Below are 12,240 nucleotides of genomic sequence, written 5' to 3' on the forward strand. Positions count from 1 at the left end.
TTTACATACCTTCCGTACCTTTATAGGGAAGGAAGGTGCCGATGGGAACGCGAGCCATCCGTCGTTCGACTGGCAGACGACGAAACCGCTTAATGAAGGCTGAAAGATCCCCGTAGTTCTGAGCCGTTTTCGGGATGCCCTGCTGTCCGCAATTGACACTGATATTGAAATGGAGTTCGGCGTGGAGGTGGGCTGCGTACATACCTCGGTTATTTCCGATTGTGCCTACTTGAGTGCCACGGAGGACGAGTTGCCCGAGAATGACGTTGATATCTTGAAGGTGGGCGTAAAGAGTCTGACAGCAAAGAACCTTGCCTGATTTCGGATCGCGGAAGGCATGGCGGACAATGACGACCTTACCCCAGGCTCCTCTGGCATCTGCAGCATAGGTGACGACTCCATGACCGACGGAATAGACGGGATCTCCCAAGTCACTGTCCCCTTTGCCTATTCCGTTCCAATCTTCTCCGAGATGGCGGGGACTTTTCAAACGCAGTCCGCGGGAACGGTAATATCCATCGGCATTGGGTTTTCCGACAGGGAAGTCAAAGCCATCGCAAAGAGGGACATAAGCCCATTCGTTGGTTCTTTTTGCCATGAAGACGGCTTCCGCTTCCGGTGTGAAAAAGGCACCGAAAACCAGAATAAGGATATAGAGTAGAAACCGAGACATGCAGGACTATGGAAAATTATTCTAAAGAGACCCTGGTAATCATCAAGTCCAATCGGCGCGAACAGACACAATTTCACTCTTCTCCGTAGTAAACCTGCATGAGGTACAAGCCGTCCGGCGGAGCGCAAAGCGGGCTTTTGTCTCCTGTGGCCGGAGTGTTGAGGAGACGTTTGAATTCTTGTCGCGTGATTTTTCCGACTGCAGCAGTGTAGAGTCCCCCGATCATAAGCCTCACCATTTTGTACAGGAATCCACTGCCTGTGAATGTCAGCGTTAGGCAATCTTCCTCTTTGGAAAAGGATGTTTTGTAAATGGTGCGGACGAAGTAGCTGTCCGGCAGGGGAGTCGGTTCGTTGCCCCGAAGGGCGGCGAAGGCGCGGAAGTCGTGTTCTCCTTGCAACAGGCCGAGGCAGTCTTCCATAACGGATTCGTCCATGGGACGCGGGCAATGCCAGATGAGGCCCGGCTCGAATGGATTCAGAAAGGGAGTTCTCCGTATCTTGTAGCAGTATGTTTTGCTTGTTGCGCTGAACCGGGCATGGAAGTCGTCTGGTACATACCGGGCGTCCAGAATTCTAATGGTATGCGGGAGGCGGGCATTGAGTGCCGCAGGCCATCGGTTTTCCGGGATGGAGGCTCGCTCCGTCTCAATGTGGAAGACCTGTCCCCAGGCGTGGACTCCTGCATCCGTTCTGCCGGAACCGTGGACGGTGATCGGACTGCCCAGAGCGATGGCTAGAGCCTGCTGCAGGGTTGCCTGGACGGTAGGCGCATTGGGCTGAATTTGCCAGCCGGCGTAGGGACGTCCATCGTAGGCAACGGTGAAGCGGATGCGGGGCATGTCGGAAGGCCGGGGAAGAGAGATTAGATGAGGCTTTCCCATTCCTTGGGCTTGAAGCCGACGAGGATACGGGAATTGCCGATGACCAGGGGGCGTTTGACAAGCATGCCGTTGGTGGCCAGGAGGTCGAGCTGTTCGTCTTCCGTCATGGAGGGGAGCTTGTCTTTCAGTCCCATACTTTTGTAAAGAAGCCCGCTCGTATTGAAGAATTTTTTCAGGGGAAGGCCGCTTTGGAAGAACCAGGCTGCAAGTTCGTCACGTTTCGGGCGGTTTTCGACGATATGGCGATCTTCGTAAGCGATGCCGTGGTCATCCAGCCACTGTTTTGCTTTCTGGCAGGTTGAGCACTTGGGGTATTCGATGAAAAGGAGCTGTTTCACGTCCATCATGCTATCAGCGGGCGAATACGGGGAAAAGTGAAAAGAAGGTTCGTTGCCGCAATGATGAAGGTTCTCATTTAATAACCCATCCAGGCGTTGAGAATTTCGACGGCAGCGGCCTGGTCGATGATTTGGCGCTGGTTTTTCGCCTTTTTCCCCGCCTGGCGCAGTTTTGTTTGTGCGGCAACGGTAGTCAAGCATTCATCGACATAGACAAGCGGGATGTCTGGGATGAGAGATTGAAGCTGATCTCCGAACGCTCTCACTTTGGAGGCGGCGGTTCCTTCTGTGCCGTCCATCCGGACGGGAAGTCCGAGTACGAGGGTTCGTGCCTGTTTGATACGTGCGAGTTCCGCAATGCGCTCCATCGGTTTGCTCCGGGTTTGCTGGACGGTTTCTACCGGATAGGCGAGAATGCCTTCCGGATCCGTGGCGGCAATGCCGATGCGGGCGTCTCCGTAATCAATTCCGAGGGCTGGGTGTTGCATGGAGGGGGATCAGAGAAGTTGCTGGGGAAGTTGTTCCACAATTTTTTTGATAGAATCCGCCTGGTGTTTGTTAGCGACGAGGATGGCATCTCCGGTATCGACAACGATAAGGTCTTTGACGCCTAGAAGAGCGACGGTTTTACCCTTGTCCGTGGTGAAGACGATGTTGCCCGAACTGTTTCTGGGAATGATGGGGGCGTTGGTTGCATTACCTGTTTTTTGGGGCAGATAGGAAGCGACGGATATCCAGGAACCGACGTCATCCCAATCGAATGCGGCTTCAAAGGTCAGCACGCGTTCCGCTTTTTCCATCAGGGCAAAATCAATGGAAATGGGGACGAGTCCGGGGAATTGGGCCTGGATCAGTCTCTCTTTGGAACTGGCCGTCGTTAACGAGGTGATGAACGTTGCAAGCTGAGGACAGTGCCGTGCCAGTTCCTGCCGGATGGTGGGAACCGACCAGACAAACATGCCGGCATTCCAAAGAAATCCCCCGCGGGCGAGGTAGTCGCGTGCCGTTTCTTCATCGGGTTTTTCACGAAACTGTTTGACGGTACGGCATGTTTTGGTCAGGAAGGGCGCGGTTGCCTGTTCTCCGGTTTCGATGTAACCGTACGAGGGGCAGGGCCATGTCGGCTTGATGCCGACGGTGATCAGGACGGGCTCGCGGGAGGCCATCATGAGGGCTTCTTTCATCAACCCGCGGAAGGAAGCTTCGTCACGGATTAATTGGTCGGAGGGAATAACCATCATGCAGGCTTCCGGATCCCGGGAAGCAATGAGGCCGATGCCCAAGGCAATGGCCGGCGCCGTATCGCGGCGGCAAGGTTCGGCGATGATGTGATCCTGAGGGATGCCGGGGAGCTGGTTCCGGACTTCTTCGAGCTGGAGCTCGTTGGTGAGGATGAAGATTTTGTCCTGGTCTACGAGTCCCTGGAGGCGGTTGACCGCCTGTTGGAGCATGCTCGTGTCTTCGAGTAGATTCAGGAGTTGTTTGGGGCGGGAATTACGGGAGAGAGGCCAAAAGCGCGTGCCGCTGCCGCCAGCCAGAATCAGGGCGTAGTTATTCATGGAATATTGGTAGGATACAGTCGGGAATCAAACGCCGCCGAAACGGCGCTGCCTGCCGGCATAGTCCCGGAGGGCTTCAAAAAAATCTTCTTTAGTGAAATCCGGCCAGAGCGTGTCAGTAACGTGAATCTCGGAATAGCTGATTTGCCAGAGGAGAAAATTGGAAATGCGGTTTTCTCCGGATGTACGGATCAATAAGTCGGGATCCGGCATGCCGGACGTGTAGAGGTGGGAGCAGAAAAGTTCTTCGGTGATGTCGGATGGGTCCAGCTTGCCGTTCCGGGATTCTTCGGCGATTTTTCGAACAGCTCGGAGGATTTCCGCGCGGGAACCGTAGGAGAGGGCCAGAACGAGGTTGAGAGATGTATTGCCGGCTGTCTGGTCGATGGTATTCTGAAGCAATATGCTGGTTTTCTCTGGAAGGCGGGACAAATCTCCGATGGCGTGGAGGCGGATGTCCTTGGACATGAGTGTTTTGAGTTCCTTTTTCAAGAATTCGTGCAGAAGGTGCATGAGTGCTTCTACTTCAACGCGCGGCCGGCACCAATTCTCTGAGGAAAAGGCGTACAAAGTCAACCAGGGGATCCCGGCTTCCAGGCAGGAATCAAGAATCCGATTGACGGCATCCGCTCCGGCTCTGTGACCTTTATGACGCATCATTCCTCTGCTTTTGGCCCATCGTCCGTTGCCATCCATAATACAGGCGACATGCCGGGGGAGGGGAGAAGGGATTGGAAGACGGTTGTCCATGAGGGTAAGGAACAGGGGGCTTAGGAAGAAGGGGGAGATCAGGCACCGACGGGATCGGATTCTACACGCAGGTTGCGGACGATGAAGTCCTGTCTATCCTGTGTGTTTTTACCCATGTAGAACAACAATGTCTGTTTGATGGAGTGGGAGTCTTCCAGCCGGACTTTATCCAGCCGGATGTCTTCTCCGATAAAATATTTGAACTCTGACGGCGAAATTTCCCCCAGTCCCTTGAACCGGGTGATTTCCGGGTTGCGGCCCAGCTGTGCGATGGCTGTTTCCCGTTCTTCGTCTGTGTAGCAATAGCGGGTCGTTTGTTTATTGCGGACGCGGAACAAGGGAGTCTGCAGGATATAGAGATGGCCTTCGCGTAGGAGTTCCGGGAAGAACTGGATGAAGAAGGTCATGAGCAGCAAACGGATGTGCATGCCGTCTACATCGGCGTCGGTAGCGATGACGACGCGGTTGTAGCGGAGGTCATCCAAGCCGTTCTCAATGTTGAGCGCGTGCTGGAGAAGGTTGAATTCCTCGTTTTCGTATACGACTTTCCGGGTCAGTCCGAAGGAGTTGAGAGGCTTGCCCCGCAGGGAGAAAACGGCCTGGATTTCCGCATCGCGGGCGGTGGTGATGGAGCCGGATGCGGAGTCGCCTTCCGTAATGAAGAGAGTTGTCTCTTCCGCCCTTTTGTGCTTGGTATCGTAGTGGACTCGGCAGTCTCGCAACTTTTTATTGTGGATTTTCGCTTTTTTGGCACGTTCCCGAGCAAGTTTCTGGATGCCGGAGAGATCCTTGCGTTCTCGTTCGGCATCTTTGATCTTGTTTTCGATAGCCTTGGCCGTATCCGGGTTTTTATGGAGATAGTTATCGAGTTCGTGTGAGATGAAGTTGCCGACAAAGGTCCGGATGGTTTCGCCTCCCGGCGAGATGGTGTTGGACCCGAGTTTGGTTTTCGTCTGGGATTCGAAGACGGGTTCCGTAACTTTGATCGAGATAGCAGCAACGATGGACGAGCGGATATCGCTCGCTTCGTAGTTTTTGTGGAAGAAGTCCCGGAAGGTTTTGACGATGGCTTCGCGGAAGGCCGCCTGGTGGGTTCCTCCCTGTGTGGTGTGCTGACCGTTGACGAAAGAGTAGTATTCTTCCCCATATTGTCCTCCGTGGGTGAAGGCGACTTCGATGTCGGGGCCGGACAGGTGGATGATGGGGTAGAGCGGTTCGTCGCTCATGGCTTCTTCCAAAAGGTCGAGCAGGCCGTTTTTGGATGTGAACTTTTTGCCGTTGAGGATGAGGGATAAACCAGTATTGAGATAACTGTAGTAGCGGCACATTTTTTCCACATATTCCATGCGGATGTTGGTGCCGACGGGAAATGTGGTGGTGTCGACGCGGAAGGCGACGCGTGTACCGTCCGGTTCGTCTGTGGGGCCTTCCTTACTGGCTTCGGGGATTTCTTCTCCTAGAGAAAACTGGAAGGAACGCGTTTCTCCGTCCCGGTAGGCCTGGATTTCGAAGAATGAGGAGAGAGCGTTGACTGCTTTGATGCCGACACCATTGAGGCCGACTGATTTTTTGAAGGCTTCACTGTCGTATTTGGCCCCGGTGTTGATTTGGGAGGCGCAGTCGAAGAGTTTGCCCAGAGGGATACCGCGTCCGAAGTCCCGGACTTCGCAGGTGCCGTCCGGAGAGATGTCGATGGTGATTTTCTTGCCGAACCCCATGACGAATTCGTCGATGGAGTTGTCGAGAACTTCCTTGAGAAGAACGTAAATGCCATCGTCGGGGGAGGAACCATCGCCCAGTTTGCCGATGTACATGCCGGGGCGCAACCGGATATGTTCCTTCCAGTCGAGTGTGCGAATGCTGTCTTCGTTATAGGCCATGAATTACGTAATGGGATGGCTGAATATATCTGTAAGACTTGGCATTGAGAAGCAAAATCACTGTCCGCCGGGATGGAACGAAATAAAAAAAACAAGCCGTTTCCCTGCTCTTTCGACAAACGAAGGAATCAGTTGTCCAGATACCATCGGCAAAGTCTCCGGATGCCTTCCTCTATGTCAACAGTATGGCGCCACCCGAGATGATGGAGTTTTGAAACATCCGTTAACTTGCGCATGGTGCCATCCGGTTTGGATGAATCGAAAATGATTTCACCCGTGTATCCGAGAGTTTGGGAGATGAGACCGGAGAGTTGCTGAATAGTGATTTCATGGCCGGAGCCAATGTTGATGTGGCAGTTGCGGATTTCTGTACGATCGGAAGCCAGATCGGGGAAATCGATATGCTCCATGATGTAGACGCAGGCGTCCGCCATGTCTTCGCTCCAGAGGAATTCGCGGAGGGGGGAACCCGTTCCCCACAATTGGAGTGTTCCGGGAGTGATACCATGGGCGGCAAGAGCCTGGAGGATGTCCGATTCGGAGGATTGTCCGGTAACGCCGTTGACGGGGCGTTTGTCCAGATCATGCTTGACGGCATCCCTGTCGCCTTTGTCCAGGCATCGTGCAAGATGGATTTTACGTATCATTGCCGGTAGAACGTGGCTTCGTTCCAGATCGAAATTATCATGAGGCCCGTAGAGGTTGGTCGGCATGACTGCCAGGTAGTTGGTACCGTACTGGATATTGAAGCTTTCGCACATTTTCAGCCCTGCGATTTTGGCGATGGCATAGGGTTCGTTGGTGTATTCCAGAGGTGACGTGAGCAAGGCATCTTCGCGGATAGGTTGTTCCGCATGCCGGGGATAGATACAGGTACTACCTAGGAAAAGGAGCTTTTTGACATTCGTTCGGAAGCTTTCTCCGATGACGTTTTGCTGGATCTGCAGGTTGTTGTAGATGAAATCCGCCCGGTAGGTGCTATTGGCCATGATCCCACCGACATAGGCGGCAGCCAGGAATACGTATTCGGGACGCTCCCGGAGGAAAAACTCCCTGACGGCGGAGGCATCCATCAGATCCAATTCGGCGTGGCTTTTTCCAACCAGGTTGGAGAACCCTTTTTGCCGGAGGTTATTCCAGATGGCGGAGCCGACCAGGCCACGATGCCCGGCAACGTAGATTTTACTGTCTTTGTCCATGGTTTCGGAGGCTTAGACGCGTTGCTGGCGTGCGACAAAATCCATGTCGTGATTCATCATGATGCGAACCAATTCTTCAAACGAGGTCTTCCTGGGATTCCATCCCAAGAGCGTTTTCGCCTTGGTGGGGTCTCCCAGGAGTTGTTCCACTTCCGCCGGTCGGAAATACTTCGGATCGACTTCGATGAGGATTCTTCCTGTGGCCCGGTCGATACCCTGTTCGGAGATTCCTTCCCCGATCCACGCCAGGTCGATACCGGCTTCGCGGAAGGCGAGTGTGCAGAATTCCCGGACGCTGTGCATTTCTCCCGTGGCGATGACGAAGTCCTCCGGGTCATCGTGCTGGAGCATTAGCCACATGCATTCGACGTAATCTTTGGCGTAACCCCAGTCGCGTTTGGCATCCAGGTTTCCCATGTAGAGTTTTTCCTGCAATCCCTGGGCAATACGGCTTGCCGCGAGTGTGATTTTACGGGTGACGAATGTTTCCCCTCGACGTTCGCTTTCGTGATTGAAGAGGATTCCGTTGACGGCGAACATATTGTACGATTCCCGGTAGTTTTTTGTGATCCAGAAGCCGTATTGCTTGGCGACGCCGTAGGGGGACCGGGGATAGAAGGGAGTCGTTTCCTTTTGCGGCACTTCCTGGACGAGGCCGAAGAGTTCCGAGGTGGATGCCTGGTAGATTCTTGTCTTGTCTGCCATGCCGAGCATGCGGATAGCTTCCAGCATGCGGAGCGTGCCGATGGCATCTGCTTCCGCGGTGTATTCCGGAACGTCAAAGCTGACTTTTACGTGGCTTTGAGCGGCCAGGTTGTAGATTTCGTCCGGCTGGATGGATTGGATGATGCGAATGAGCGAGCTGGAGTCGGTCATGTCGCCGTAATGAAGGTTGATGGCACGGTGGCGTTTCATGTCCCGAACCCATTCATTGAGATACATATGCTCAATGCGTCCCGTGTTGAAGGAGGACGAACGTCGCATGATCCCATGGATTTCGTAACCTTTTTCAAGAAGAAATTCCGCCAGGAACGATCCGTCCTGACCCGTGATGCCGGAGATGAGTGCTACTTTTTGCATGACTGATGGGGATGATGATTGTTTTCTTGTTTGAAATTGTCAATAAGTTAAAAATATATTTATTGATAAAAACATAATAATAAGCATATTATGAAATAATCTTATTGTTTTTGAAAAATTGTACTTACGGGTATTTTTCTCGTAGTTTTTTCTGAGGAAGTATGAATAAGGCTTCATGTACGGTACATGTTTAGGAAAGGCGGAATACTCTGATTGTGAGCGTATGACATAGGTGTTTCCGTGTTGAGGAATAGATTGTCTTGGTGACGTTTTGTGGAGAATCTGCGTGCATTGCAGGCTTGACGGAAGCGTTGCGGGAGGTCAAACAAGGAGCATGTTCCGTTGCAAGGCCCCCTGTAAAATCAATCTATCCCTGCGAGTCCTGGGTAAGCGGGAGGACGGTTTCCATGCTGTTGACACGCTGATGGCACCGTTGCAACTGGCTGACGAACTTGCGTTCGAACATTCTTTGGGGGGAATGCGGCTCGTGTGCGATACGCCCGGTGTGCCGGTGGATGAATCCAACTTGGTGATGAAGGCTGCCCGCATGATGGAAAAGGAATTGGGGAGAACACTGAATTGGACGGTTTCTCTCATGAAAAACGTTCCCCACGGTGCGGGATTGGGAGGAGGCAGCAGTGATGCTGCTGCTGTGTTGATGGCGTTGAACCGTTTGGAAAACGCTGGAATGTCCGATGAACATCTCGTCGGGCTGGCGGGGGAATTGGGCTCCGATGTCGGATTTTTTGTTCTGAAATCAATATGCCGTTGTACAGGGCGTGGGGAAATTGTGGAAAAAGCATCGGCATCCGAGTGCGGTTTTTCCTCTCCCGTTCTTTTGTTGAAACCGTCCTTTGGAGTTTCCACTCCTGATGCATACAGGCGCTGGGCGTCTTCTTCATATTTGCCGGGGATACCGTATGGCCCTGTGGATTGGCAGGGGGTGGAGTTTGTTAATGATTTGGAACGTCCTGTTTTTGAGAAGTTTATGTTCCTTGCCGAGGTGAAGCGTTGGCTGCTTGCTCGGGAGGGCGTGCGCGTGGCGATGATGTCCGGTTCAGGTTCGACGATGTTCGCCTTGGTGGATTCCGTAGAGAGGGGATATGAGATCGCCGGGAAGGCTCTGGAAGAATTGGATCCCACCTTGTGGACATGGTGCGGAATGTGCGGTGCGGGCTGCGTTCTTGACTCCGAAGGAGAAACAAGGTAGTTCCCATGGTTATGATCAAGATTTTTTTCTGCATGTTGATGTTCGCCGGGCTTTCTCTGGCACAGGATGCCGCTTCCGCTCAGAAAGCGGCCCGCGAGTTGTCGGGCGCCGTGAAAACAGGTGACATGATGTGGATGGTGGAGAAAATGTATCCGGCGCTGAAAAACAAGCTGGCCCATAATCTCAACGGAGGAATGAAGGAATTGGAGGATACCTACCGCAAGATGGGCGAGACCATCAAGCAGCAGGGAATCAAGCTTGAGGCTTTCGATGTCATGTCTCCGGTCGGTGAATATTCCGTGAAGGGGAATACGGAGAAACTGGTTGTTCTTCCGACGCGCACGGTGGTTTCCGTCAAGAACCCCCAGACGGGACAAACGGTACGCGTGGAAAAAAAAGGATTCCTGTATGCCATTGCTAAAATCGGGACTGATGCCTGGTCGTTTATCGATGGTACGACGATTAATTTGAATGACTTGCGGAATCTGATCTACGATGTTCCGTTGAATATTGTTCAGCCGCCGGTTTCCCAGAAGATTCTTCCCTGATTTTTTCGTTTCCGGTGATCGGAATCCATGATGTTTTTTGCGGTGGGCCGACTGCCGGATTGGAGAAATACGTTCACGATGCCTTTTCTCCGAATGGGCTGTTCTCCGCAGCTCAGGATTTTGAGTACCGCCCGGAGCAGCAGCGGATGGCGGAGGCTGTCGCCCGGGCTCTGGTTACGGATTCTCCGTTGCTTGTAGAGGCCGGTACCGGCGTAGGCAAATCGCTGGGGTATTTGCTGCCTGCCCTTCGGTTTGCTTTGGACTATGACCGGAAGGCCATTATTTCAACCCATACGATTAATTTGCAGGAACAGCTGTTCGGCAAAGACATTCCTATTTTGAGGGATGCCTTGGGAGAGGATTTTTCCGCCGCTTTGCTGAAAGGGAGGCAGAATTACCTGTGCCATACTCGCCTGAGACGCGCCCTGCAACAGACGGACGACTTGTTTTCATCTACGGAAACGGAAGAAGTCCGCCGTATCTACGAATTGTTCCGCGAGGGAAATTACACAAGCCTGAGCGATTTTAAATTCAAGCCTTCCCCGAAAGTTTGGTCGATGGTGTGCAGCGAACCCCATCTTTGTACGATGCGTAATTGCGGCCCGAATTGTCCGTATCAGGCCGCCCGCCGCATGGTTCAGGAAGCAAAGGTAGTTGTGTTGAACCATACGCTGTTTTTCGGTCTTCTGGGACAGGGTGATGAAGAGGAAGACGGACCGGGAGGATTCATCTATCCGGGAGATTTCGTCATCCTGGATGAAGCCCATACGATTGAAAATATTGCTGCCAGACAACTTGGCGTCCAGGTGTCGCAGGCTCAATTGAAGTACGAGTTGATGCGTCTTTTCAACCCTAAGACCAGAAAGGGGCTGCTCCGTCCGACTGGCAATGTGGGGCTGTTCACCTGTATTCAGGAGACGCTGGATGCCTGCGATCTCTTTTTTGAAAATGTCCGGCAGGATTTGGGCTTGGAAAACAAGTCCCGTCCCTTGCGGTTAATGACGCCGGATTGGTCCCAGGATCTCCTTAGTCTGCCTCTGGCTGAACTTGTAGTCGCCCTCAAAGAAGCGTCGGAAGAGATGGAAAGCGACATTTCAAAGGCTGAACTTCAGGATTACGCCATCAAGATGGAAGAGTACCGTGTCGCGTTGAAGAGCCTGCTTGAACTAGGGGACGAAGGTTCCGTCTATTGGGCTGAAAAGACCGGGATGGAAGGTAAGAATACGATTGTCAGTTCCGCTCCCGTTGAAGTGGCTGCCATCCTGAAGGAGAAATTGTTTTCCGTGGGAAGAGGCGTCGTGCTGACGTCTGCGACGCTCGGTACGGGCGATGCCGGGATGAAATATTTTGCCGGGCGTGTCGGCGCCGAAAATGTGGAAAGTGTGCAGATCGGCAGTCCTTTTGAGTACCGGGAACAAATGCGCCTGGTTATTGCCCGTTCGATGCCGGAGCCCGACCGTCCGGAATATGCCGAACAACTTCCCGGTTGGATTACCCGCTATCTGGATGAGTCGCAGGGGCGTGCATTTGTCCTGTTTACGAGTTACAGGCTGATGCGCGAGATTGCGGACAAGGTCGCGGCGTTTTGCGAATCCCGCGGCTGGCGTCTTCTGGTGCAGGGGCAGGGAATGAGCCGTGATGCCTTATTGCAGGAGTTCCGTCGCGATGTTCATAGTATCCTGTTCGGTACGGACAGTTTTTGGACAGGGGTTGATGTGCCTGGCGAAGCTCTTTCCAACGTGATCGTGACGCGTCTGCCGTTTGAAGTACCGGATCACCCTTTGGTGGAGTCCCGGTTCGAGCGTATTACTGCCCGCGGAGGCAATCCCTTCATGGAATATTCTGTTCCGGAGGCCATTCTCAAACTCCGGCAAGGTGTTGGAAGGCTGATTCGTACCAAAAAAGACAAAGGGATGGTCGTGATTCTTGATTCCCGGGTTTCGACGCGCCGGTACGGTCTCCGTTTCCTCAAGGCCTTGCCCGACGCTGCCGTTGAATTTGTGTAAAGGTTTATCATCCGATGTTGCCGGGTGGCATTTTCTTTGTTCTATCTGTGAAGAAGCCGCTTATTCGTCCTGGTGGTTTTGACCGTGTTACACGTGTTGAATGTTCGGACGATT

Annotated in this window: 12 protein-coding genes; 3 read left to right on the plus strand and 9 right to left on the minus strand. The window is 53.1% G+C overall.

Annotated elements, in window-relative coordinates; genetic code table 11:
• Window position 1: 1 nt before the first annotated feature.
• The 9 genes from QET93_RS05605 to gmd all read right to left on the minus strand — a co-directional run bounded on the left by QET93_RS05605 (window position 2) and on the right by gmd (window position 8,362).
• On the minus strand, window positions 2–673 hold the full coding sequence (locus tag QET93_RS05605) for a M23 family metallopeptidase (RefSeq protein ID WP_280131945.1): 672 nt from the start codon (window positions 671–673) through the stop codon (window positions 2–4).
• Window positions 674–746: 73 nt separating this feature from the next.
• The gene (truA, locus tag QET93_RS05610) at window positions 747–1,514 is read right to left on the minus strand and encodes a tRNA pseudouridine(38-40) synthase TruA (protein ID WP_280125762.1); all 768 of its coding nucleotides are present in this window, start codon (window positions 1,512–1,514) and stop codon (window positions 747–749) included.
• Window positions 1,515–1,537: 23 nt separating this feature from the next.
• Entirely contained in the window at window positions 1,538–1,894 is a 357-nt protein-coding gene (locus QET93_RS05615; RefSeq protein WP_322190131.1) for an arsenate reductase family protein, read from the minus strand.
• A 77-nt stretch (window positions 1,895–1,971) separates the two neighbouring features.
• On the minus strand, window positions 1,972–2,382 hold the full coding sequence (ruvX, locus tag QET93_RS05620) for a Holliday junction resolvase RuvX (protein ID WP_280125764.1): 411 nt from the start codon (window positions 2,380–2,382) through the stop codon (window positions 1,972–1,974).
• 9 nt (window positions 2,383–2,391) lie between these two features.
• Entirely contained in the window at window positions 2,392–3,453 is a 1,062-nt protein-coding gene (locus QET93_RS05625) for a sugar phosphate nucleotidyltransferase (protein WP_280131943.1), read from the minus strand.
• 27 nt (window positions 3,454–3,480) lie between these two features.
• The gene (locus tag QET93_RS05630) at window positions 3,481–4,203 is read right to left on the minus strand and encodes an isoprenyl transferase (RefSeq protein WP_280131942.1); all 723 of its coding nucleotides are present in this window, start codon (window positions 4,201–4,203) and stop codon (window positions 3,481–3,483) included.
• A gap of 38 nt (window positions 4,204–4,241) precedes the next feature.
• The gene (locus tag QET93_RS05635) at window positions 4,242–6,083 is read right to left on the minus strand and encodes a DNA topoisomerase IV subunit B (RefSeq protein ID WP_280125767.1); all 1,842 of its coding nucleotides are present in this window, start codon (window positions 6,081–6,083) and stop codon (window positions 4,242–4,244) included.
• A gap of 128 nt (window positions 6,084–6,211) precedes the next feature.
• The gene (locus QET93_RS05640; protein WP_280131941.1) at window positions 6,212–7,282 is read right to left on the minus strand and encodes a GDP-L-fucose synthase; all 1,071 of its coding nucleotides are present in this window, start codon (window positions 7,280–7,282) and stop codon (window positions 6,212–6,214) included.
• Between the two features lie 12 nt (window positions 7,283–7,294).
• Window positions 7,295–8,362, minus strand: a complete 1,068-nt coding sequence (gmd, locus tag QET93_RS05645; protein WP_280131940.1) for a GDP-mannose 4,6-dehydratase — start codon at window positions 8,360–8,362, stop codon at window positions 7,295–7,297.
• 334 nt (window positions 8,363–8,696) lie between these two features.
• Between gmd and ispE the strand changes: the two genes are divergently transcribed.
• From ispE to QET93_RS05660, 3 genes are read left to right on the plus strand one after another with little or no spacing between them, the layout of a single operon-like run.
• Complete coding sequence (gene ispE / locus QET93_RS05650) at window positions 8,697–9,572, plus strand: 4-(cytidine 5'-diphospho)-2-C-methyl-D-erythritol kinase (protein ID WP_280131939.1); 876 nt, start codon at window positions 8,697–8,699, stop codon at window positions 9,570–9,572.
• Between the two features lie 11 nt (window positions 9,573–9,583).
• Window positions 9,584–10,120 carry a hypothetical protein gene (locus QET93_RS05655; RefSeq protein WP_280131938.1) on the plus strand — a complete coding sequence of 179 codons (537 nt, stop codon included), beginning with the start codon at window positions 9,584–9,586 and terminating at the stop codon, window positions 10,118–10,120.
• 14 nt (window positions 10,121–10,134) lie between these two features.
• Entirely contained in the window at window positions 10,135–12,126 is a 1,992-nt protein-coding gene (locus QET93_RS05660; protein WP_280131937.1) for a helicase C-terminal domain-containing protein, read from the plus strand.
• Window positions 12,127–12,240: the final 114 nt, after the last annotated feature.

It is taken from the genome of Akkermansia sp. N21116 (genome assembly GCF_029854705.2).
Taxonomy (GTDB): Bacteria; Verrucomicrobiota; Verrucomicrobiia; order Verrucomicrobiales; family Akkermansiaceae; genus Akkermansia.

Excerpts from the sequence above, each read along its gene's own strand:
- gmd (WP_280131940.1), bottom strand. The coding sequence starts at position 8,362 with ATGCAAAAAGTAGCACTCATCTCCGGCATCACGGGTCAGGACGGATCG.
- QET93_RS05605 (WP_280131945.1), bottom strand. The coding sequence starts at position 673 with ATGTCTCGGTTTCTACTCTATATCCTTATTCTGGTTTTCGGTGCCTTT.
- QET93_RS05630 (WP_280131942.1), bottom strand. The coding sequence starts at position 4,203 with ATGGACAACCGTCTTCCAATCCCTTCTCCCCTCCCCCGGCATGTCGCC.
- ispE (WP_280131939.1), top strand. The coding sequence starts at position 8,697 with ATGTTCCGTTGCAAGGCCCCCTGTAAAATCAATCTATCCCTGCGAGTC.
- QET93_RS05625 (WP_280131943.1), bottom strand. The coding sequence starts at position 3,453 with ATGAATAACTACGCCCTGATTCTGGCTGGCGGCAGCGGCACGCGCTTT.
- QET93_RS05655 (WP_280131938.1), top strand. The coding sequence starts at position 9,584 with ATGATCAAGATTTTTTTCTGCATGTTGATGTTCGCCGGGCTTTCTCTG.
- QET93_RS05640 (WP_280131941.1), bottom strand. The coding sequence starts at position 7,282 with ATGGACAAAGACAGTAAAATCTACGTTGCCGGGCATCGTGGCCTGGTC.
- truA (WP_280125762.1), bottom strand. The coding sequence starts at position 1,514 with ATGCCCCGCATCCGCTTCACCGTTGCCTACGATGGACGTCCCTACGCC.
- QET93_RS05635 (WP_280125767.1), bottom strand. The coding sequence starts at position 6,083 with ATGGCCTATAACGAAGACAGCATTCGCACACTCGACTGGAAGGAACAT.
- ruvX (WP_280125764.1), bottom strand. The coding sequence starts at position 2,382 with ATGCAACACCCAGCCCTCGGAATTGATTACGGAGACGCCCGCATCGGC.